This window comes from Nonomuraea sp. LP-02 (assembly GCF_036289125.1).
In the GTDB taxonomy this organism is placed as follows: Bacteria; Actinomycetota; Actinomycetes; order Streptosporangiales; family Streptosporangiaceae; genus Nonomuraea; species Nonomuraea bangladeshensis.
On the sequence record NZ_JAXCLK010000001.1, the window covers coordinates 7,649,720 to 7,670,613 of the forward strand.

The 20,894-nt window shown below is 71.5% G+C and carries 20 protein-coding genes; 6 read left to right on the top strand and 14 right to left on the bottom strand.

Annotated features, from left to right (window positions below; genetic code table 11):
- Positions 1-41: 41 nt before the first annotated feature.
- A complete protein-coding gene (locus SMD20_RS35915; protein ID WP_329589827.1) occupies positions 42-1,184 on the bottom strand; it encodes a sensor histidine kinase in 1,143 nt (380 codons plus the stop codon).
- A gap of 315 nt (positions 1,185-1,499) precedes the next feature.
- On the opposite strand from SMD20_RS35915, the gene SMD20_RS35920 reads away from it, so the two are divergent.
- Positions 1,500-2,642: a cystathionine gamma-synthase gene (locus tag SMD20_RS35920; protein WP_329589828.1), complete on the top strand. Its 1,143-nt coding sequence runs from the start codon at positions 1,500-1,502 to the stop codon at positions 2,640-2,642.
- A 13-nt stretch (positions 2,643-2,655) separates the two neighbouring features.
- On the opposite strand, the gene SMD20_RS35925 is transcribed toward SMD20_RS35920, so the two are convergent.
- Positions 2,656-3,087, bottom strand: coding sequence for a hypothetical protein (locus SMD20_RS35925; RefSeq protein WP_329589829.1), 432 nt, complete (start codon positions 3,085-3,087; stop codon positions 2,656-2,658).
- Positions 3,088-3,097: 10 nt separating this feature from the next.
- Positions 3,098-3,223 (bottom strand): hypothetical protein, encoded by a 126-nt coding sequence (locus SMD20_RS35930; RefSeq protein WP_329589830.1) that lies wholly within the window; start codon positions 3,221-3,223, stop codon positions 3,098-3,100.
- A gap of 139 nt (positions 3,224-3,362) precedes the next feature.
- Between SMD20_RS35930 and SMD20_RS35935 the strand changes: the two genes are divergently transcribed.
- Positions 3,363-3,785 (top strand): DUF6292 family protein, encoded by a 423-nt coding sequence (locus SMD20_RS35935; RefSeq protein ID WP_329589831.1) that lies wholly within the window; start codon positions 3,363-3,365, stop codon positions 3,783-3,785.
- A 1-nt stretch (position 3,786) separates the two neighbouring features.
- On the opposite strand, the gene SMD20_RS35940 is transcribed toward SMD20_RS35935, so the two are convergent.
- From SMD20_RS35940 to SMD20_RS35950, 3 genes are read right to left on the bottom strand one after another with little or no spacing between them, the layout of a single operon-like run.
- Positions 3,787-4,956: an epoxide hydrolase family protein gene (locus tag SMD20_RS35940; RefSeq protein ID WP_329589832.1), complete on the bottom strand. Its 1,170-nt coding sequence runs from the start codon at positions 4,954-4,956 to the stop codon at positions 3,787-3,789.
- 57 nt (positions 4,957-5,013) lie between these two features.
- Entirely contained in the window at positions 5,014-5,712 is a 699-nt protein-coding gene (locus SMD20_RS35945; RefSeq protein ID WP_329589834.1) for a response regulator transcription factor, read from the bottom strand.
- Complete coding sequence (locus SMD20_RS35950) at positions 5,709-6,932, bottom strand: sensor histidine kinase (protein WP_329589836.1); 1,224 nt, start codon at positions 6,930-6,932, stop codon at positions 5,709-5,711. Before SMD20_RS35950 ends, SMD20_RS35945 begins: the two co-directional genes overlap by 4 nt.
- A 152-nt stretch (positions 6,933-7,084) precedes the next feature.
- On the opposite strand from SMD20_RS35950, the gene SMD20_RS35955 reads away from it, so the two are divergent.
- Positions 7,085-7,771 (top strand): hypothetical protein, encoded by a 687-nt coding sequence (locus tag SMD20_RS35955; protein ID WP_329589838.1) that lies wholly within the window; start codon positions 7,085-7,087, stop codon positions 7,769-7,771.
- Here the strand turns inward: SMD20_RS35955 and SMD20_RS35960 are convergent.
- The 4 genes from SMD20_RS35960 to SMD20_RS35975 all read right to left on the bottom strand — a co-directional run bounded on the left by SMD20_RS35960 (position 7,746) and on the right by SMD20_RS35975 (position 12,465).
- On the bottom strand, positions 7,746-8,201 hold the full coding sequence (locus SMD20_RS35960; protein WP_329589839.1) for a GNAT family N-acetyltransferase: 456 nt from the start codon (positions 8,199-8,201) through the stop codon (positions 7,746-7,748). The genes SMD20_RS35955 and SMD20_RS35960 overlap by 26 nt on opposite strands.
- Before the next feature lie 34 nt (positions 8,202-8,235).
- Positions 8,236-10,194 carry a vWA domain-containing protein gene (locus SMD20_RS35965; protein WP_329589840.1) on the bottom strand — a complete coding sequence of 653 codons (1,959 nt, stop codon included), beginning with the start codon at positions 10,192-10,194 and terminating at the stop codon, positions 8,236-8,238.
- Between the two features lie 49 nt (positions 10,195-10,243).
- Positions 10,244-11,005 carry a hypothetical protein gene (locus SMD20_RS35970; protein ID WP_329589842.1) on the bottom strand — a complete coding sequence of 254 codons (762 nt, stop codon included), beginning with the start codon at positions 11,003-11,005 and terminating at the stop codon, positions 10,244-10,246.
- 62 nt (positions 11,006-11,067) lie between these two features.
- The gene (locus SMD20_RS35975) at positions 11,068-12,465 is read right to left on the bottom strand and encodes a sigma 54-interacting transcriptional regulator (RefSeq protein ID WP_329589844.1); all 1,398 of its coding nucleotides are present in this window, start codon (positions 12,463-12,465) and stop codon (positions 11,068-11,070) included.
- 172 nt (positions 12,466-12,637) lie between these two features.
- Between SMD20_RS35975 and SMD20_RS35980 the strand changes: the two genes are divergently transcribed.
- Positions 12,638-13,813, top strand: coding sequence for an FIST signal transduction protein (locus SMD20_RS35980; protein WP_329589846.1), 1,176 nt, complete (start codon positions 12,638-12,640; stop codon positions 13,811-13,813).
- 68 nt (positions 13,814-13,881) lie between these two features.
- Here SMD20_RS35980 and SMD20_RS35985 read toward each other — a convergent pair whose 3' ends face one another.
- From SMD20_RS35985 to hppD, 4 genes are all read right to left on the bottom strand, one after another.
- Positions 13,882-14,604: a hypothetical protein gene (locus SMD20_RS35985; protein ID WP_329589848.1), complete on the bottom strand. Its 723-nt coding sequence runs from the start codon at positions 14,602-14,604 to the stop codon at positions 13,882-13,884.
- Positions 14,601-15,146 (bottom strand): RNA polymerase sigma factor, encoded by a 546-nt coding sequence (locus SMD20_RS35990; protein WP_329589850.1) that lies wholly within the window; start codon positions 15,144-15,146, stop codon positions 14,601-14,603. Before SMD20_RS35990 ends, SMD20_RS35985 begins: the two co-directional genes overlap by 4 nt.
- A 76-nt stretch (positions 15,147-15,222) precedes the next feature.
- Complete coding sequence (locus tag SMD20_RS35995; protein ID WP_329589852.1) at positions 15,223-16,641, bottom strand: M1 family metallopeptidase; 1,419 nt, start codon at positions 16,639-16,641, stop codon at positions 15,223-15,225.
- A 211-nt stretch (positions 16,642-16,852) separates the two neighbouring features.
- Positions 16,853-17,962 carry a 4-hydroxyphenylpyruvate dioxygenase gene (gene hppD, locus SMD20_RS36000; RefSeq protein WP_329589854.1) on the bottom strand — a complete coding sequence of 370 codons (1,110 nt, stop codon included), beginning with the start codon at positions 17,960-17,962 and terminating at the stop codon, positions 16,853-16,855.
- Between the two features lie 103 nt (positions 17,963-18,065).
- On the opposite strand from hppD, the gene SMD20_RS36005 reads away from it, so the two are divergent.
- Together SMD20_RS36005 and SMD20_RS36010 are read left to right on the top strand one after the other, a co-directional pair.
- Positions 18,066-18,554, top strand: a complete 489-nt coding sequence (locus SMD20_RS36005; protein WP_091087113.1) for an Lrp/AsnC family transcriptional regulator — start codon at positions 18,066-18,068, stop codon at positions 18,552-18,554.
- 198 nt (positions 18,555-18,752) lie between these two features.
- Positions 18,753-20,837 carry a transglycosylase domain-containing protein gene (locus tag SMD20_RS36010; RefSeq protein WP_329589858.1) on the top strand — a complete coding sequence of 695 codons (2,085 nt, stop codon included), beginning with the start codon at positions 18,753-18,755 and terminating at the stop codon, positions 20,835-20,837.
- Positions 20,838-20,894 lie beyond the last annotated feature (57 nt).

A 20,894-nucleotide genomic window follows, 5' to 3' on the forward strand; every position in this document is an offset into this window, starting at 1 on the left:
GCCCGCCACCGGGCGGCCCAGGGTGGCTCTGAGGGCACTGGTCAGGTCAGGGGGAACTCGGCGACGACCTCCCAGGCGCCCTCCTTCGACGGGCCCGCGTAGAGCCGGCCGCCCAGGGCCTCCACCCGTTCGGCCATGCCGACCAGGCCGAAGCCGCCGCCCAAGCGGGACACGCGCGGGTCCGACGCCGAGCCGAAGTTGCGCACCCGCAGCACCACGGACCGCTCGTGGCGGCGCAGGTCCGCCTCCACCCAGGCGGCCCGCGCGGCGTGCTTGCGCACGTTGGTCAGCGATTCCTGGAGCACCCGGTGCAGGGTCGTCATGACCTCGGGCTGCAGCGTCCGGTCGTCCAGGCCGGGGCCGATCTCGAAGGCCACCTTCGGACCGTCCGCCGAGAACCGGTCGGTCAGCATCCGCAGGTCGGCCAGGGTCGTGCCGGGCCTGCGGCCCGCCTCCTCCTCGGCGCGCAGCACCGTCACCATGCGCCGCATCGAGGTCAGCGCGTCCGACCCGGCCGTGGCGATCGCGTCCAGGGCGGGCAGCACCGCCTGCGGGCTGGCCTCGGCGACCGTACGGGCGGCCTGGGCCTGGACCACGATCCCGGTGATGTGGTGGGCGACCAGGTCGTGCAGCTCCCTGGCCAGCTCCAGGCGCTCGGCCCGGCGTACCGAGTGGACGGCCTCCGCCCGCCGTTCCCGCTGGAAACGCAGGTAACCGCCCGCTCCGGCGGCCATCGACCAACTGGCGAACAGCAGGAACGAGAACGCGAGCCCCGCCCCGTGGTAGTCGCGGCCCACGGCCTCCGCCATGAGCACGATCAGCCCGGCGCAGGCGAGGGCGGCCGCCAGGCGTACCGGCTCGACGTGCCGCAGTACGCCGACGACGAGGATGAGCAGCGACCCGGTCTCCGCCATGCCGGGCACGCCGGCGAGGTCCGTGGTCCCGATGGCCATGGACGCGCCGAAGGACAGGGCCAGCACGACGGCGAAGCCGTCGGCGCGGTGCCGCCGCCGCAGCGCCACGGCCACGATGCCCGCCACGCCGCACGCCGGCACCAGCCACTGCAGCCCCCCGGTGGAGGCGGCGATCGCGAGGTCGAGCAGGAGCATCAGGCCGAGCCAGCCGAGCATCGCGAACTCGCTCAGCCGCCGCACCCAGTACAGGAGGCGTTTCGTCTCACCCACGCTTCGAGCCTAGGTCTCAGGTCGGACCTCCCGTATCAACCGTTCGGCCGAGCGCGGGGGTCACGGACCGGCCCTTCAGCGGAGGCGGCGGGGCGGGGCCGGAGCCGATGCTGGAGAGGTCGAAAGGGGACGGACATGATTGCCATCGGGTTCGCGTTGCTGGGGGTCGGGCTGGTCGTCGCGCTGCTGCTCGCGCTGGCCGATCCTTTGCTGATCTCCCGACTTGAGGGCGAGCCGGACGACGCCGCCTGACCTCCAGGGCCCCTGGCCCGCCGCCCATCCTGGAGCTGTCCGAACGTCCGTTACCGTTGGCGTATGAGCAACGGTTTTGAGACGCTGGCCATCCACGCAGGTCAGGAGCCCGACCCGCTGACCGGCGCGGTCGTGCCGCCCATATATGCCACGTCCACCTACAAGCAGGACGGCGTGGGCGGCCTGCGTTCCGGATACGAGTACAGCCGCTCGGCCAACCCCACCCGCACGGCGCTGGAGGAGGCGCTGGCGGCCGTGGAGGGCGGCGCGCGCGGGCTGGCGTTCGCGTCGGGGCTGGCCGCGGAGGACACCCTCCTGCGTACGGTCTGCAAGCCGCAGGACCACGTGATCATTCCCAACGACGCCTACGGCGGCACCTACCGGCTCTTCGCGAAGGTTCACGAGCGCTGGGACCTCCACTACGACCCGGTCCCGCTGCACGACCTCGACGCGGTGGCCGCCGCCATGACGCAGAAGACGCGGGTCGTCTGGGTCGAGACGCCGACCAACCCGCTGCTCGGCGTCGCCGACATCGCCGCGCTCGCGCGGCTCGCCCACGACAACGGGGCGCTGCTGGTGGTGGACAACACGTTCGCCTCGCCTTACCTGCAGCAGCCGCTCGCCCTCGGCGCCGACGTCGTCGTGCACTCCACCACCAAGTACGTCGGCGGCCACTCCGACGTGGTCGGCGGCGCGCTGGTCGCCGCGAACGCCGGGATCGGCGAGGAGCTCGCCTACCACCAGAACGCCATGGGCGGGGTGGCCGGGCCGTTCGACGCCTGGCTGACGTTGCGCGGGCTCAAGACCCTCGGCGTACGCATGGACCGCCACTGCGACAACGCCGAGCGCGTGGTCGACCTGCTGCTCGCGCACCCGCGCGTGACCGAGGTCCTCTACCCGGGGCTGCCCGAGCACCCGGGGCACGAGATCGCGGCCAAGCAGATGCGGCGGTTCGGCGGCATGGTGTCGTTCCGCGTGGCCGGGGGCGAGGCGGAGGCCGTGGCGGTGTGCGACCGGGCCAAGCTGTTCACGCTGGGGGAGTCGCTCGGCGGCGTCGAGTCGCTGATCGAGCACCCGGGGCGGATGACGCACGCGTCGGCGGCCGGCTCGCCGCTGGAGGTGCCCGCCGACCTGGTGCGGCTGTCGGTCGGCATCGAGACGATCGACGACCTGCTCGCCGACCTCTCGCAGGCGCTCGCCGGCTGAGCGGCGCGTCCCGTCAGGTGGGGACGATCATCAGGAAGAGGATCACCAGCCAAATCACGGACACCACTCCGCTGATCGCGGCGATCCGTCCGCTCTGCACCTTCGCGTCGTCGGCGGGGTCCTCGCTCGTGAGAGCGTGTACGGCGGCGCGGAGGTCACGGTCGATCAGCACCAGCAGCACCGCCGCCACGATGAACAGCGTCATCGAGGCCGTCATGTACCACTTGCCGAGCACACCTCCGCCCATCACGATGCCGAGCACCAGCCCGAACACGAACACGCCGAGCGTGCCGATGCTGTAGACCCGCGTCAGGCGCTGGATGTTCTGCAGCGCGGGTGCGTTCTTGGTGCGGATGAGGCGGGGCGCGGCCATGGTCGCGGCGGTCACCGGGCCGACGGTGAAGATCGCGAAGCCGATGTGGAGCCAGAGAAGCAGGGTGGACATGCCGGAGAGACTAGTCGCCGACGATCTCGGCGGGTGACTCGACACTCTCTTTGCCGGTGACCGGACAGCGCGTGATGAGCTCCATGGCCGCTACCGTCACGGCCATCATGACGATGAGAAGAATCATGGCAATCATGGGTTCGCCTCCTTCCCCGTGTACGCCGTAAATATCGTCCGGAATGACTAGACGGCCGTGCAACGGAATAAGTTGGGCGCGGGTAGGGTTGGGAACCGTTCCTTTTTCCTTACCGTTTGGGCACAAGGGGGTGCCGTCCGTGGCCATCAGGCATGTCGAGCCGTACAGCGACGAGTGGCTGGAGCAGCCGGTCAGTTACGTGCGCCAGGTCGTCGATCAGCTCGGAGCCGAGGTGGCGGACTGGTGGGAGGGCCCCTGCGATCCGCGTGACGCCACGCTCAAGCTGGCCGACGGCAAAGCGCTGGTGTGGGACGAGGAGAGCGGCTGGCGCCTCGGCGCCTTCGTGGCCGGCGGCCGTGGCTCCCACACGGAGCTGGCGGGCGTGCGTTATCTCGGCAACGGCCTGCTGCCGCGTCCCGAGCGGGTGCCCGGGGCGCTGGCCGACGCGCGCGCCGGGGTGGGCGCCAGCACGGCCTGGCGCCCCTGCTACCGCTCCCACCGCAACTGCCGTGACGGCTTCGACCTCGCTCTGGCCTTCTACACGCGCCTCGTGGACGCCTGACCTATCGCCGGCTGTCCGTCACGGTCGCGAAGAACGTACGGATGTCCTCGACCAGCAGGTCGGGGGCCTGCACCGAGGCGAAGTGGCCGCCGCGCGGCGGCGTGGACCAGTGCACGATCGAGTGCGACAGCTCGGCCAGCCCCCGCAGCGCCTTGTCGCCGGGGAAGTTGGCCACTCCCGTCGGCACACCTGACGGGGCCGGGCGCTTGCCCCACCCCTCGTCGCCGCCCTCGTAGTAGAGCCGGGCCGCCGAGCCCGTCGTCCGGGTCAGCCAGAAGATCGTCACGTCGGTGAGGAGGACGTCGCGGTCCACCGGGGTCTGCACCTTGTTCGCCGGGTCCCAGTCCACGTACCACTCCAGGTTCCAGGCGAGCTGCCCGGCGGGGGAGTCGTTGAGCGCGTACGCCAGCGTCTGCGGCCGGGTCGACATCTGGGTGGCGTAGCCGGAGTGCGTGTACCACCACGCCTCCTGCTCGCGGGCGACCTCCCGCTCGGCCTCCGACAGCCGGTCCAGGTCGTCGGGGTCGGTCGGCGTCGAGGCGTTGGCCAGCGCGTTCACGTGCACGCCGATGACCTTGTCCGGCGCGTGGCGGCCGAGCTCGGGCGAGACCATGCTGCCGAAGTCGCCGCCCTGGGCGCCGTAGCGCTCGTAGCCGAGGCGGCGCATCAGCTCCGCCCAGGCTCGCGCGACCCGGTTCACGCCCCAGCCGGTCTCCCCGGTCGGGCCGGAGAACGCGAACCCGGGCACCGACGGGATGACGACGTGGAAGGCGGGAGCCTGGCCCGCTGACCGACCCGCGCCGTGCCCGCGCGGGTCGGTCAGCGGGCCGATGAGGTCGAGGAACTCGTACACGGTGCTGGGCCAGCCGTGCGTGATGATCAGCGGGATCGCGTCCGGCTCGGGGGAGCGTACGTGCAGGAAGTGGATGTTCTGGCCGTCGATCGTCGTGGTGAACTGGGGGAAGGAGTTGAGCCGGGCCTCGTGGCGGCGCCAGTCGTACCCGGTGCGCCAGTAGCGCACCAGCTCTTCGAGGTGGCCCTGGGCCACGCCGTACGACCAGCCGACGCCGGGCAGCTCGCCGGGCCACCGGGTGCTCGCCAGGCGGGCGGCGAGCTCGTCGAGGTCGGCCTGCGGAATGTCGACCCGGAACGGGTGAATCGCATCGTTCATGCCTCCCAGCTTCACCCCGAACGCGGACGAGACGCTTCCTCGTTCGGCACCCGGGGGTCAGGCCGGCGGCTCACCGGGCCGGATAAGGCCCGTCTCGTAGGCGTGGCGCACCGCCTGGGCGCGGTCGCGGAGGCCGAGCTTGGCCAGCAGCCGGTTGAGATGGGTGCTCACCGTGGCCTCGGCGATGGCGAGAGCGGCGGCGATCTCGGCGTTGGACAGGCCCTGCGCGATCAGCCGGAGCACCTGCTGCTCGCGGGCGGTCAGCGCCGAGCCGGGCGGGGTCTGCGGGGGCAGGGTCTGTGGGGGCGGCGACGTACGGCGGTAGGCGTCCACGACGCGGCCGGTCACCGCCGGATCGAGCAGGATCTCGCCCCTGGCGGCGCTCCGCACGGCGGCGAACAGGTGCTCCGGCGGCGAGCCCTTCAGCAGGAAGCCGCTGACGCCCGCGTGGAGGGAACGGTCGAGGTTGTCGTCCGTGTCGTACATGGTGAGCATGATCACGCGGGGCGCCGGGTTCGCGGCCAGGATGCGGCGGGCGGCCTCCAGGCCGTTCACGTGGGGCATGGCGATGTCGAGGAGCGCGACGTCCGGGCGGTGGGCGCGGGCCAGCTCCACCGCCTGCCGGCCGTCGGCGGCCTCGGCCACGACGGCGAGGTCGGGCTGGGTCTCCAGCATCAGCCGGAGCCCGGCGCGGATCATGGCCTGGTCGTCGGCGATCAGGACGCCGATCGGCCGCGGCTCGGCCGGCTCACTCACAGGGGGAGCACCGCCCGCACCTCGAAGCCGCCCGAGGGCAGCGGGGCGGCGGTGAGGGTGCCGTCGAACAGGGCCGCCCGCTCACGCATGCCGATCAGCCCGTGGCCGCCGCCGGGCGTGCTGGGCGGCCTGCGGGCCGGGGCCTCGTTGGCGACGGACAGGCGCAGCTCGCCGGGACGGTAGTCGATCGTCACCGCCGCCCTGGTCGGGCCGGCGTGCTTGAGCGCGTTGGTCAGGGCCTCCTGGACGATGCGGTACGCGGACAGATCGAGGCCCGCGGCCAGCGGCACCGGCTCGCCGCGTACCTCCAGGGTCACGTCGAGGCCCGCCGCGCGCACCTGGTCGAGGAGGTCGTCGAGGCGGCCGAGACCGGCGCGCGGGCTCAGCCGGTCGTCGTCGGCGGTGCGGAGCAGGCCGACCATGCGGCGCAGCTCGTCGAGGGCGGCGCGGCCGGTCTCCTCGACCGTGGTCAGCGTCTCGCGCTCGCGGTCCTGGCCGGGGGCGAGCATCAGGCGTACCGCGCCGGTCTGCATGGTCATCACGCTGACGCTGTGGGCGACGATGTCGTGCAGCTCGCGGGCCAGGCGGGCGCGTTCCTCGGCGACGGCCTCGCGGGCCAGCAGCTCGCCGCGCTCGGCGGCCTGGACGGCGAGCACCCGGTGGCGGCGTACGGCGAGGCCGGCGCCGGCCGCGATGGCGGTCATCACCAGCGCCACGGCGAAGTCGCCGGGGCCGGGCGGGGTGACGCTGTGGATCAGCATGCCGACGACGTACGCGCCGGTCGCGACCGCGCCGACGGCGACCTTGGGGCTGCGGAGCGGCACCTCCGACAGGAGGGTGAACAGCAGCACGAGCTGTGTGTAGAACTGCCAGGCCGCGGCGGGGGAGGCCGAGAGGGTGAACAGGGCGACGTTCGCGGCGGAGTAGCCGGCCAGGACGGCGAACGGGGCCCGCCGCCGGAACAGCACCCCGGCCGCCGCCACCACCCCCGCCACCGCCCACCAGGCGGCCTGCTCGCGCTGGGGCGCCATGCCGCGCTCGCTCAGCTCCTCGGCGACCGCGAACAGCGCCACCACCACGGCGACGAGCCAGTCGACGGGCGAGGAGGGAAGGAACGCCGGGACCCGCCCTCCGCCGGCCGCCGCGAGGGCCGCGGGAGTGTCAGGGGGCGCGGCGGGGGCGGTGGCGACGGCAGGTGGGCGGGAAAGCCGGCGGAGCATGAGGCGAGGGTAACCGCCGCACCGGATGCACCGTTCCAGGAGGCCCTCCGGCCACGGGGAATGGGTGGTGCCGAGAATCCGTCGCGCGGGGGACCCCCGGTCAAAGGCTGCTTTGACGACGGGCCGGGCGACCGCTTCGTACGGTCCACCCCATGCTTACCAACGCAAGCGCCTTCCGCCGCACCGCGGCCGGGGTGAGCCTCCTGCTCGCCCCCCTCTGCCTGCTCCTCGGCATGATCACCGACCCCAGCGAGCCTGGAGTCGAGGACCCCCTCGTCTACGCCGACAACCCCGCCGCCGTCGGCGTCAGCGCCACCCTGCTGCACTACTGCTGGGTGCTGTTCGTGCCGGGCGTGATCGGGCTGGTGCACCTCGTCCGGCGCAGGGGCGTGGTGCTGGCCAACCTCGCGGGCGCGGTGACGGTCCTCGGGCTGATCAACTTCTCGTCCCTGATGATCTCCGACTTCTTCGACATCGTGCTCTTCCAGGCCCTGCCGGTGGAGCAGGCCGAGAAGCTCATGCAGGACGCCGCGCAGCCGGCGATGATCTTCGCCTGGCAGCTGCCCGGCATGATCGGCTCGTTCCTCGGCCTGGTGCTGGTCGCGGTCGCCTACGCCTGGGGCGGGCGGGCCGGATGGTGGTTCCCCGTCGCGGTGCTCGCGGGCCTCGTGATCTGGCTGGTGGGCGCCAGCCAGTGGAACATGGTGCTCGGCCTCGGCGGGCCGGTCATCCTGCTGGTGGCCTTCGGGTACGCCGGCGTGCAGCTGATCCGGATGACGGACGCCGAGTGGGCGGGTGAGCAGCCCGCCGCGGTCACCCCGAGCGCAGCACGAGCATGACGTGCTCGTCGTCGTCGTGCCGGACCGTGCCCTCCCGCTGGAAGCCGTGCCGTTCGAGCAGGCGCACCGAGGCGGTGTTGCCCGCGTGCGGGTCGGCGTAGAGCGGGCGGGCCGGCTCCTCGGCGAGGAAGAGGCCGAGCGCGCGGGTGCCGATGCCGCGCCCCCAGAACTCGCGCCCCATCCAGTAGCCGATGAAGCGCCGGTCCTCCTCCCACCAGGCCACCAGGTTGCCGGCGAGCCGGCCGTCCACCTCGATCGCGCGCACCCGGTTGGCCGGGTCGCCGAGGACCCGGGTGCGCCAGTGGGTGAGGAAGCGCTCCCGAGGCCGGGCGGGGAACCGGGAGCGCCGGACGGCCTCCGGATCGTGCTCCTGCTCCAGGAACACCTCCAGGTCGTCCTCCACCACTTCTCTGAGCCGTACGTCCGTCATGACCGGGAGTCTGGCAGCTGCCACCGACAGAAAGTCAGCGGGCGCGGCGCACCCGGAGGAAGTCGCTGACGACGTACTCGCCCAGCCGCTCGGCGCTCGGCGAGAACACCCGGCCGCCGTTGCGGCGCGCGACCTCGTCCACGAACTCCTTCAGCCGGTCGTCGGCGGCCAGCATGAAGACGTTGAGCGTGGCCCGCCGCCGGGTCATCTTGTCGATCTCGGCCAGGGTGAGCTCCAGCGTCTCGTGCGACGGCGGCCACTCGAAGGCGGAGCGGCCGTTGCGCATGAGGTGCGCGGTCGGCTCGCCGTCGGTGACGACCAGCACCACCGGCTCGAAGTCGGGATGGCGGTCGAGGTGGCGGCCGGCGATCAGCAGGGCGTGGTGCAGGTTGGTGCCCTGGACCATGTCCCAGTCGAGCCCGGCCAGCTCGTCCGGCTGCAGCACCCGCGCGTAGTTGGAGAAGCCGATGATCTGCACGGCGTCCTGCGGGAACTTCGAGGCCACCAGCGCCTGCAGGGCGAGTGCGGTCTGCTTGGCGGCGGCCCAGGTGCCCCGCAGGGCCATCGAGTACGACAGGTCCACCAGCAGGCACACCGCCGCGGCCGTCCGGCGTTCGGTCTCGGCCACCTCGAAGTCGTCCACGGACAGGCGCACCGCCGCGCCGCCCCCTGATGCCACCCCGCCCCGCCGTACGCCGTTGACCAGGGTGCGGACCACGTCGATCGGCTGCTCGTCGCCGAACCGCCACGGCCGCGACGAGCCCGTGAGCTCTCCCGCCGAGCCGGCGTCGTGCTGGTCGTGGTCGCCGCGCCGGCCCGCGTCCAGCGAGGAGAACACCCGGCGCAGCGCGGTCTCGCCGAGCCGGCGCACCGCCTTCGGGGTCAGCTCCAGCTTGCCGCGGCGGCGCAGCAGGTAGCCCTGCTCCTCCAGCTCGCGTTCGATGCGCTTGAGCGCCTCCAGGTCGTCCACGGCGGAGCGGCCGAGCGCGCGGCGTACGGCGGCCTCGTCGACGTCGTCGAGCCGCGCGCCCGGATAGTCCTGGCGCAGCGCCGTTTCGAGCTGGGTCAGGTCGGCCAGCTCCTCCAGCGCGGTCACCGCGTCGCCCATGCCGAGCGGCTCCTCGCCGGTGAGGCGTTCGGGGGCGTTCCAGGCCAGGTCGGGGCGGCGGGCGTACAGGGCCTCGCCGAGGCGGCGCATCTGGTCCGACAGCCCGGCCTGCTCCAGCGTCTGGTTGATGAGGTTGCTCAGCTCCTCGCGCTGGCGCGGCGTCATCGAGGCCAGCATGCGCTGCGTGGCGGCGGCGCGGCGGGCCAGGATGTCGACCAGTTCTTCGAGGTTGCGGGGCTTCTCGGGGAACAGGTCGCCGTACTTGTCCATGAACGCGGCGAAGTCGGCCTGGGTGTGCTGGCCGCGGGCGTCCCTGTCCAGCATGTCGTTGAGGTCCGCCATCATCTGGCGGACGCGCTCCATGGCCTCCGGGTCGGGGTTGGCCAGGGCGTCGCGGAGCCCGCGGAACTGGGTGTCGAGGACCTCGCGGCGCAGCAGGCCGCGCAGCTCCTCGAAGGTCTGGCGGGCGGCGCCGGAGCGCCAGTCGTACGTGCTCAGCTCCTGGATGGCGCTCGCGGTGTCGTCGGGGAGCGCGTCGAGCCCCGCCTCCCGCATCCGCGCGTCGTCGGACGGGTCGGGGAACAGCTCGGCCCGTTCCTGCCCGATGGCCTTGTCCAGCAGCGCCCGCGCCTTCTCCAGCGTGCCGTCCAGCCGCCCGCGCTCGCGCAGGTCACGGCGGCGCCGCCGGACCTCCCTGAGCATGTCGTCGAGGCCGCGCCGGTCCTGCGCGCCGGGCAGGCCGCGCTTGAGCAGGTCGCGCAGGGCGTGAACCGGCGTCGAGCCCGACAGGATCGCGTCGCCCATCTCGTCCAGCGCCGCCCGTACGTCGTAGGGGGGAGCGAGAGGGTCGGGGCCGTCGTGGTACTCGCCATAGCGGTAGGCCATCACCCCACCACGCTAACCCGGAATGCCCGTTTTCGCTGCGGGGTCGGTCCTACGCGTCCCCGTAGACCTCCCAGACCTCGTCGACGCCGCCGACCTCCGGCGAGAAGCGCAGCTTCGCGAGCACGGGGTGCTCGACCGAGCGCAGGGCTCTGGCCAGGTCGTCCGGGCCGCACGCCCGCTTGCCCAGACCGTTGCGGTCGGCGTTGACCGGCCGCCCCGCCAGCCAGCCGTCCTTGCAGCGGGCCGTGGTCCGGTAGAAGTACGTCATGTAGGAGTAACCCAGTTTGTACGTCTTCCCGCCCGTAGCGAACAGCACCGTACGGTCGTCCACCCGCTCGATCGTGCCGCGCGCGGTGCGCGAGTTCGGCCAGTTGGAGATCAGGATCTCGTTGACCCGCACGGCCCGCCCGTCCTGGTACTCCACGCGCATCGGCGTCGCCCCGCGCCCCAGCGAGGCGGCCAGGTCGGCAGGCTTGCACCGGGTGCGGCCGAGCCCCTTCGCGTCGAGCGCGACCTGCCCCTCGGTCTCCTTCAGGTCGCAGGCCACGGTCACCCGGCCGACGGCGGCCCTGGTGTAGTCGAGCCGGACCTCCTTGGCCCCGGCGAGCGTCGTGAGCCGGTAGCCGAGGAAGCCCTGCTGCTTCACGAGCGCGGCCGACTTCGGCACGATCCGGAGGTGACCCTTGCCGTCGGGCCAGGCGTAGCCGTACGCGACCTTGGGCGAGGTGCTGGGCGTGGTGGCCCGCGCGGGCACGGCGAAGGCGCCCGCGGTGAGTACGGCGGCGGTGGCGCAGGCAAGCGAACGGCGCATGGGTGGCTCCCCCGTCAGGAACGATCAGTCACCCATTTTGACGCGGGAAAACGCGCCCGTGTTCACGTGCGATAGACGGCCGTTCCGTCGAGGTCCTCCTTCGACAGGCGCCGCATGAGGTAGAGCCCCTCCAGCGCGAACTCCAGCGCCGCCGCCGCGTGCCCGGGGGACTCCTCGCCCGCGCCCATGCCCAGCCTCGACATGATCTTGGCGAGGCCGGTCACCGGACCCATGCGGTGCAGCAGCTCGCCGGCCGGGACCAGCTCGCCGGACTCCACCTGGCCGCCCTCGGCGAACTTGTCGGTCACCGCCGACAGGTCCGCGCCGCCCAGCCGGTTGCGGAACGTCTCCGCCGTCGCCCGGCGCAGCAGGTGGGCCAGGATCTCGGTCTCCCTGCCCTCCTCGCTGACCTCGAACTCCACCTTGCCGCGCAGGCTGTGGACCACGCAGGCCAGGTCGACCACGCGGGTGACGGCCTGCTCCTCGCCCGCGATGGCCGACCGGCGCACCGCGGAGGCGGCGGCCGTCTCGGCGGCGGCGATCGAGAAGCGCGCGGAGACGCCGGAACGGGCGTCCACGGCGGTGGACTCGCGTACGAGGCGGGTGAAGCGGGCGATCACCTCGACCAGGTGCTCGGGGATGTCGGCCCCGATGTCAGGGACGGACTCCTGGCGGATGAGCGTGAGCTCGTCCTCGACGGTCAGCGGGTAGTGGGTGCGGATCTCGGCGCCGAAGCGGTCCTTCAGCGGGGTGATGATCCGGCCGCGGTTGGTGTAGTCCTCGGGGTTGGCGCTGGCGATGAGCAGGATGTCGAGCGGCAGGCGCAGGTTGTAGCCGCGGACCTGGATGTCGCGCTCCTCCAGCACGTTGAGCAGCGACACCTGGATGCGTTCCGCCAGGTCGGGCAGCTCGTTGACGGAGAAGACGCCCCGGTTGGTACGTGGCACGAGCCCGTAGTGGACGGTCTCGGGGTCGCCGAGGGTGCGGCCTTCGGCGATCTTGATGGGGTCGATGTCGCCGATCAGGTCGCCCACGCTGGTGTCGGGCGTGGCCAGCTTCTCGCCGTAGCGCTCGTCGCGGTGCTTCCAGGCGATCGGCAGCTCCTCGCCCAGCTCCCGCGCCATCGTCCGGCAGCGCGTGCAGACCGGCGCGTACGGATGGTCGTTGATCTCGCACCCCTCGACCACCGGCGTCCATTCGTCGAGCAGCCCGGTGACGGTGCGGATGAGCCGGGTCTTGCCCTGGCCGCGCTCGCCCAGGAGGACCAGGTCGTGTCCGGCGAGAAGGGCCCGCTCCAGATGCGGCAGGACCGTTTCGTCGAAGCCGACGATGCCGGGGAACCGTGGCTCGCCCGCCCGCAGCTTGGCCAGCAGGTTCGCCCTGACCTCGGCTTTCACGGTGCGGTGGACGTGTCCGCTCTCCCGCAGCTCGCGGAGAATTCGTGGCTGTGGCTGATGCACGGGATCGAGACTACGTCCCTTGAGGGGAATGTGGCAGGGCCTTCCACAACCAGGGGAGATTTCGGATCTTGACTATTGAGTGACGGTTCGTGTGCGTGCTTGTCCCTTTAGTGGGGAGAATCCGGACCTAGGGAACTTGGACATGTTGAGGGAGGCGAGACGTGTGGCCTTGATGACGAGTCGCTTCGCCGACGGCCTCGCCGTGGGTTCCGACCTGGTGGTGGCCGCGCAGAACGCCGTCGGCCGGGCCCTGTCGAGGCTCAGCGGCCAAGCCGACCTGGTCTGCTTCTTCATCTGCGGCGACGATCCCGACGACGTCGCGAGGGCCGGACAGGCCGCGATGGAGCTCGCGCCCGGTGCGCACGTGATCGGTTGCAGCGCCACGGGGGTGATCGGTGACGGGCAGGGGGTGGAACTGACGCCCGCCGTGAGCGCCTGGGCGGCGACCTTGGAAGGGGCGAGACTCACCACGTTCGCGCTGGACACGCTGGCGGCCGAGGACAAGTTCGTGGTCGTCGGGGTGCCCGAGCGCAGCGCCGACGACCATGTGGCGATCCTGCTGGCCGACCCGTACAGCTTTCCTACTGACGCCTTCGTCGAACGTTCGGTGGACGTGCTGGGAGACCTCCCGCTCATCGGCGGGCTGGCCAACGGCCTGCAGGGGCGGGGCTCGGTCAGGTTGTTCGCGGACGGCAAGGTCTATCTGGAAGGCGCGATCGGCGTCCTGCTCGGCGGGCCGCTGCAGGTCAGCACCGTCGTCAGCCAGGGCTGCCGGCCGATCGGCCCCAGCATGGTGGTGACCGCGTCCGAGGAGAACCTGCTGCTCGAACTGGCCGGGCAGCCCGCGCTGGCCCGGCTTGAGGACATCGTCAGCGACCTAGACGAGGACGACCGCGAGCTCGTCGCCGCCGGGCTGCAGATCGGCATCGCCATGGACGAGTACGCCGAGCGCCACGAACGCGGCGACTTCCTCATCCGCGGTGTGATCGGCATCGACCCCGAACGCGAGGCCGTCGCCATCGGCGACATCGTGGAGGTCGGCCGGACCGTACGCTTCCAGGTGCGTGACGCCGCCACCGCCGACGAGGACCTGTACGACGTCCTGGACGCCCACCGCGAGCAGCTCGGCCGGGTCGACGGGGCGCTGCTGTTCTCCTGCAACGGGCGCGGCTCGGCCATGTTCGGCACCGCCGACCACGACCCCGTCGCGCTGCGCGACACGCTCGGGCCGATCGGGGTGGCGGGTTTCTTCGCGGCCGGGGAGGTCGGGCCGGTCGCCGGGCACAACCACGTCCACGGGTTCACCGCCTCCGTCCTGGTCTTCTCCAGCACGTCCGGCCCGGCCTGACCGCCGCCCCGGCGGGGCCGGCCCGGCCTGACCGCCGCCCCGGCGGGGCCGGAGCGGCGGTGAGGGTCTCACTCGGTGCGCTGGGCCGGATCGTCGGAGCCGTCGTTCTCGCGTGTGACGAGGCCGGAGCCGCCGTCCTCACGGGTCGTGGGGCCGGAGCCGTCGTCCTCGCGCGTGGTGAAGCCGGCGCCGTCGTCCGTGCCGCCCGGTCCGGGTGACGGCAGCGGCAGGGAGGTGGCCGCGCAGGGCGCGACCTCACCCTCGACCACCTGGAGCGAGGTCGCGGACGGCATGCCACGGTCGCCGTCGGGGCCCTTGGTCACGGCCAGGACGAGCGTCGACCCGGCCGGCACCTGACCCTCCGTGATGGAGAAGGAGATCGCGTCCCCGTCCCGCCGGATGTCGCTGCTGAAGCGGCCGTGCGGGCCGCCCGGCCGGCCGCGTTCCGGCCGGCACGTCTGCCCCTCGGGCAGGTAGTCCACGACCGCCTTGACGCCGTGGCGGCCCAGCTCGGCCTCCAGCCCGCCGGGGTCGGTGAAGGCGCTGATCCGGACGCTGACCGTCCCGTCCGGCGCCTGGGTGACCGCGTACGCGGGCCCTTGGAACACGGTCGCGTTCAGCGTCACGACCGCGGCGGCCGCCGCCGCCACACCCGCGACGGCCACCGCCAGCCGCCGTCCGTGCCGCCGCTCGCTCCGGGCGGGGGGAGTGCTCGTCATCATGTCGTCCGCCGTTCTCGTGGTGATCTCCGTCTTGAGTGCACTGAGAAGGCGCTCCTCGAAGCTGCTCATGCCTGTCCTTCCAGGTACACGGATGCCGGCGAAGCGACGTCTCGCAGGGCTCGTCTGGCCCGGTGCAACCTGACCCGGGCGGTCACCTGACGGATCCCGAGTGCCGCGGCGGCCTCCTTGAGGCTGAGCTGGTCGATCGCGACGAGCTCCAGCACCGCGCGCTCGCCCTCGGGCAGCCCGGCCAGGGCCTCCCAGGCGTGGCGCATCCGGCGCCCGGCGTCGATCCGCTCCTCCATCCGGGTGAGGTCGTCGTCGTCCATCAGCCGCCGACCGGCCAGCCGGCTGCCGGCCCGGGACTCCCGGGCCGCCCGCCGGTGCTGGGCCGACACGACGTTGCGCGCGATGCCGTACAGCCAGGCGGCCTCGCTGCCGCGGCCGGGAACGTAGGTGTGCGCGGAGTCCAGCACCGCCACGAAGATGTCGGCCGTGAGGTCGGCGGCCAGGTGCGGGTCGCTCACCCGTCTGGTCACGAACCTCAGCACCGCGTCCACATGGCGGCGGTAGAAGGCCTCGAAGGCCGCGGGGTCCTCGTTGAGGCGCATGGCCCGCCACTTCCTTTTCCGTCGTTCGCCTTACACCTTTACTTGGGCCGGGCGACGGAAAGCGTTGCCGCCCTGGTCAGGCGGGGCGGCGGGCCTGGAAGAGCCAGGCGTCGAAGAGCGGGCCGAGGTCCTTGCCCGACATCTTCTCGGCGAGCGCGATGAACTGCTCGGTCGTGACGTTGCCGTAGCGGTGCTCGGCGGTCCAGGCGCGCAGCAGCTTGAAGAACGTCTCGTCGCCGATGGCCTTGCGCAGGGCGTGCAGGGTCATCGCGCCGCGCGTGTAGACGGACTGGTTGAACAGGTCGTCGGGCTTGGCGTTTCCCGGCGGGTAGGCCCAGATCGGGTCGCCGGCCGGGCGGGCGTGATTGCGCTGGAAGATGGCCTCGGCGGTGCCCGTGCCCTTGTGCTCGGCCCACAGCCACTCGGCGTAGGTGGCGAAGCCCTCGTTGAGCCAGATGTCCTTCCAGCGCCGGATGCTGAGGCTGTCGCCGAACCACTGGTGGGCCAGCTCGTGGGCGATGATGGCCTCGTCGGGGGCGAAGCCGCCGTACATCGGCTTGGTCTGATTTTCCAGGGCGTAGCCGGTGGAGAAGTCGTCGACGACGCCGCCGGTCGAGCCGAACGGATAGGGGCCGAAGACCGTGGACCAGTAGTCGGTGACCTCGCCGGAGACGGTGTAGAGCTTGTCGAGCGAGCTCTTGAACGCCGGATCGACGGCGGCCAGCAGCGGGATGCCGGCGGCGGTGCGGCCCTCGCGCAGGTCGAACGTGCCGAGCGTGGCCGTGGCGAGATAGGTGGCCATCGGCTGCCTCTCGTGCCAGCGCCACGTGGTCTTGCCGCCGACGGTGGTGGGCCGGCCGCTCAGCTCGCCGTTGGCCAGGGCGGTGAGCCCGGCGGGCACGGTGATCGCGAAGTCGAAGGTGGCCTTGTCGGCGGGGTGGTCGTTGGACGGGAACCAGGTCTTGGCGCCGTCGGGCTCGGCGGTGACGAACGCGCCGTCGCGGGTCGGGATGAAGCCGTAGGTGCCGAGGTTGGCGGAGTTGACGACCGGCTGCGGGGTGCCGGCGTAGGACACCCGGACGGTGAAGCGGTCGTCGTCGGAGATCGGGCGTGCCGGCCGGATCCTGAGCTCCTGGCCCTGCCGGCTGAAGGTGGCGGCCTCGTCGTCGACGGTGACACCGCTGACGTTGTAGCCGGTCAGGTCGAGGTCGAAGCTGGACAGGTCCTGGGTGGCGGCGGCGGTGACGGTGGTGACGCCGCGCAGTTGCCTGTCGGCGGGTGTGTAGTCGATGGCGATGGCGTAGTGGGCGACGTCGTAGCCGCCGTTGCCGTCCAGGGGGAAGGCGGGGTCGCCGATGCCGGGGGCGCCCGCGCGGCCGTCGGCGATCGCGGCGGCCGTGGGGTCGGTGGACGGGGGCGGCTGGTCGGCCGCTGTGCAGGCGAGCGCGCCGGCCAGCGCCATCAAGACCGCGAGTGAGCGCCTATCGTAACGCATCCCCGAATCAGCCCCCTTCGATCCGTGACCAGAATATTACGCTCCGTAAGGCACTGGCTGCGACAGGGCCTGGTCTGCGGGTTCTCGTACGGGAGGGTTCAACGGGGTACGTGACGAGGACGCCGCCGCACGGACATGCGGCGGCGTCCTCGGGCCTAACGGTGGCGACGGTCCCATGGTCTTCTGATCGCCCGGGACACGTCGCGACAAACTAAAGGTTGCCCCTGCGTTCCTGCTCGCGCTCGATGGCCTCGAAGAGGGCCTTGAAGTTGCCCTTGCCGAACCCGAGCGAGCCGTGCCGCTCGATCAGCTCGAAGAACACGGTGGGCCGGTCCTGCACCGGCTGGGTGAAGATCTGCAGCAGGTAGCCGTCCTCGTCGCGGTCCACCAGGATGCGGCGCTTCTTCAGCTCCTCGATCGGCGCCCGCACCTGCCCGATGCGCTCGCGCAGCTCGGGGTCGTCGTAGTACGAGTCCGGCGTGTCGAGGAAGCGCACCCCGGCCGCCCTCATGTGGTCGACCGTGGTGATGATGTCGTTGGTGGCGAGCGCGATGTGCTGCACGCCGGGGCCGCCGTAGAACTCGAGGTACTCGTCGATCTGCGACTTCTTGCGGCTGACGGCCGGCTCGTTGAGCGGGAACTTGACCTTGCGGGTGCCGTCGGCCACGACCTTCGACATGAGCGCGGAGTACTCGGTCGCGATGTCGTCGCCGATGAACTCGGCCATGTTGGTGAAGCCCATGACCTTGCGGTAGAACTCCACCCACTCGTCCATCTTGCCCAGCTCGACGTTGCCGACGCAGTGGTCGACCGCCTGGAAGAGCCGGCCGGTCCGGGTCGCGGGCGGGGCGACCAGCGGCTCGGCGGGGACATAGCCGGGCAGGTAGGGGCCGCTGTAGTTGGCGCGGTCGACGAGCGTGTGCCGCGTCTCGCCGTACGTCGCGATGGCCGCCAGCATCACCTTGCCGTGCTCGTCCTCCAGCGTGTACGGCTCCTCCAGCCCCTTCGCCCCCTGCTCGACGGCGTGCAGGTAGGCGGCCTCCACGTCGGGCACCTGGATGGCCAGGTCGATCACCCCGTCGCCGTGCTCGGCCACGTGGCGCGCCAGATCGGTGCCCGGCCGGATCGAGGCGCGGAACTCGAAGGTGGCGCTGCCCGAGGTGAGCACGTACGCGGCCGTCTCGGGGCTGCCGTTCTCCGGCCCCCGATAGGCCACCAGCTTCATCCCGAACGCGGTGGAGTAGTAGTGGGCCGCCTGGCGGGCGTTGCCCACCGCGAACACGACGGCGTCCATGCCGTTGACCGGAAAAACATCGCTCATGCCCCCAACTCTCGATATGTCTGGACGAGTTGCGCAAGAGTTACTTGAAAGAGTGGACAATCTGCCTAGCGTTGAGCGGAGTTGTCCGCTACTTCTGTACAGCATGACGACGATCGACGACCTCGACGCCCGGCTCATCGCCCTGCTGACCGCCGAGCCCCGCCTGGGCGTGCTGGAGTGCTCGCGCCGCCTCGGGGTGGCCCGCGGCACCGTACAGGCCCGGCTCGACCGGCTGGCCGCCCGCGGGGTGATCACCGGTTTCGGCCCCGACGTGTCGCCCGCCGCGCTCGGCTACGGCGTCACCGCCTTCGTCACGATGGAGATCCGCCAGGTCTCCGGGCACGATCCGGTCGCCGACCGGCTGGCGCGCATCCCCGAGGTGCTGGAGGTGCACACGATCACCGGCGCCAGCGATCTGCTCTGCCGGGTGGTCGCACGGACGAATGCGGATCTGCAGCGAGTTATCGATCAAATAGTGGATGTCCAAGGCGTGTTGCGGACTAATTCGATCATTGCCCTGGACACCCCGGTTCCTTACCGAGTGCTGCCCTTGGTCGCCGATGTTCCGCGTCGCGAGAGCCGTTCGACGTAGTATCGCTGTGGGACGGGGCACCGAAATCGATCGTTTACCCTTGGCATTCGCCCAGCTTGCAGGCTTGCGACTAGGGGGTCGAAGGTGCGGAGCGGTGGAGGAGGCGGAATGCCGAAAAAGCGGATACTTCGGCTTCTGCTGATTTGTTCGGGAGCGGGAATCCTCGTACTCGTCGGCCTTTTCGCCGTCGCGTGGGCCATGACTCCTATTCCCGACACCACCCAGAAACAGGCCACCGCGCAGGGCTCGGTGATCTATTACCGCGACGGCAAGACCGTCCTCGCCCGGCAGGGCGTCGACCGCAAGGTGGTCGAGCTGGACAAGGTGCCGCAGCACGTGCGCGAGGCCGTCATCGCGGCCGAGAACCGCTCGTTCTACGAGGACGGCGGCGTCTCGGCCAAGGGCACCGCGCGCGCCCTGTGGTCCACCGTGACCGGGCAGCAGCTCCAGGGCGGCTCGACCATCACCCAGCAGCTCGTCCGCAACTACTACAGCGGCCTCAGCCAGGAACGCTCGGTCACCCGCAAGTTCAAAGAGATCCTGATCGCGATGAAGGTCGATCAGTCCAAGCCGAAGGACTGGGTGCTGGAGCAGTATCTCAACACGATCTACTTCGGCCGCGGCGCCAACGGCGTGCAGTCGGCCGCCCGCGCCTACTTCGGCAAGGACGTCGAGGACCTCGACGTGGCCGAGGGCGCCTACCTGGCCGCCGTCATCCAGCAGCCCAGCCGTTTCGCCGACCCCGAGGGCGCCGACCTGCAGGCGGCGCGCTACCGCTGGAAGTCGGTGATCGACGCCATGCGCGATACCGGCGCGCTGAGCGCCGCGGAGGCTGCCGCCCAGAAGTTCCCCGAGCTGGTCGCGCCGAAGAAGCCGTTCGAGCTCAAGGGCCAGGCCCGCTACATGCTCCAGCAGGTCACCGACGAGCTCAACCGGCGCGGCTACACCGACGAGGAGATCAACAGCGGCGGGCTGAAGATCGTCTCGACCTTCGACAAGAAGCTCATGACGGCCGCCGAGCGGGCGGTCAAGGCGACGATCCCGGACGGCACCTCACAGAAGGTGCGCACCGGGCTGGCCGCCGTCGATCCCGCGACCGGCGAGGTGGTCGCCTTCTACGGTGGCGACCCCGAGCGCTACTCCTACGACAACGCCTTCTCGGCCAAGGTCATGGCGGGCTCGACGTTCAAGCCGTACACCCTGGCCGCCGCGCTCGACAACGGCTTCGACCTGTCCACCCAGGTCGACGGCAACTCGCCGCTGCGGGTGGCCTCGGCCGACAAGCCCATCCCCAACGACAGCGGGCGCTCCTACGGGCGCATCGACCTGGTCCAGGCCACCCAGAACTCGGTCAACACCGCGTTCGTGGACCTCGGGCAGAAGGTCGGCCTGGACAAGGTGGCCCAGACCGCCGAGAAGGCCGGCATCCCGGCCGCCCAGCTCACCCAGAAGGACGCGGCCTCCTTCCCGCTCGGCGTCTCCTCGGTCAGCGCCGTCCAGAACGCCTCCGGCTTCTCCACGTTCGCCAACAAGGGCGTGCACGTGGAGGCGCACGTGCTCAAGTCGGTCACCGACGGCGAGGGGCACAAGGAGGTCGTCGAGCCGGTCTCGACGAAGGTGATCGGCGAGCAGGCCGCGGCCGACACGACGTACGCGATGCAGCAGGTCGTCAAATACGGCACCGGCACCGCCGCCCGCCTCTACGACCGTCCGGTGGCCGGCAAGACCGGCACCACGGACGACTCCCGCTCGGTCTGGTTCAACGGGTTCACGCCGCAGCTCGCGGTCGCGGTCAACATGTTCCGCGACGACAACAAGACCGTGACGGTCCCCGGCTACGGCACCCAGTTCGGCGGGCAGCTCCCCGCGCAGATCTGGCGGGCGTTCATGACCGAGGCGATGGCGGGCAAGCCGGTCGAGGAGTTCCCCGAGCCGTCCGACTACGGCTGGGACGACTACTCCCCCTTCCGTGACGACCGGGGGGACGAGCCGCAGCAGGACATTTCGCCGCCGTCCGACGACGGCTGGACCATCCCGTCGACCGAGCCTGACGAGCCGTCCTCCGACGGCTGGCCGACCGGCGAGAGCCCCGGCGACAGCGTCCAGGACGGCCGCAACGACCAGAACGGCCAGAACGACTTCGGCAGACGCGGCGACCAGTCCGAGCAGTCGGACCCGCCGTCCTCCCAGGAGTCCGACCAGCCCTTCACCCGCAACGACCAGACCCCCGGCAACGGCTCCGACCGCACGGTCCCCCGACAACCGAGCACGCCCGACAACTGAGCACGCCCGGCGGCTGAGCGGGCCTGGGCCGCTGCTGCGGTGCCGGCGGTGGCCATG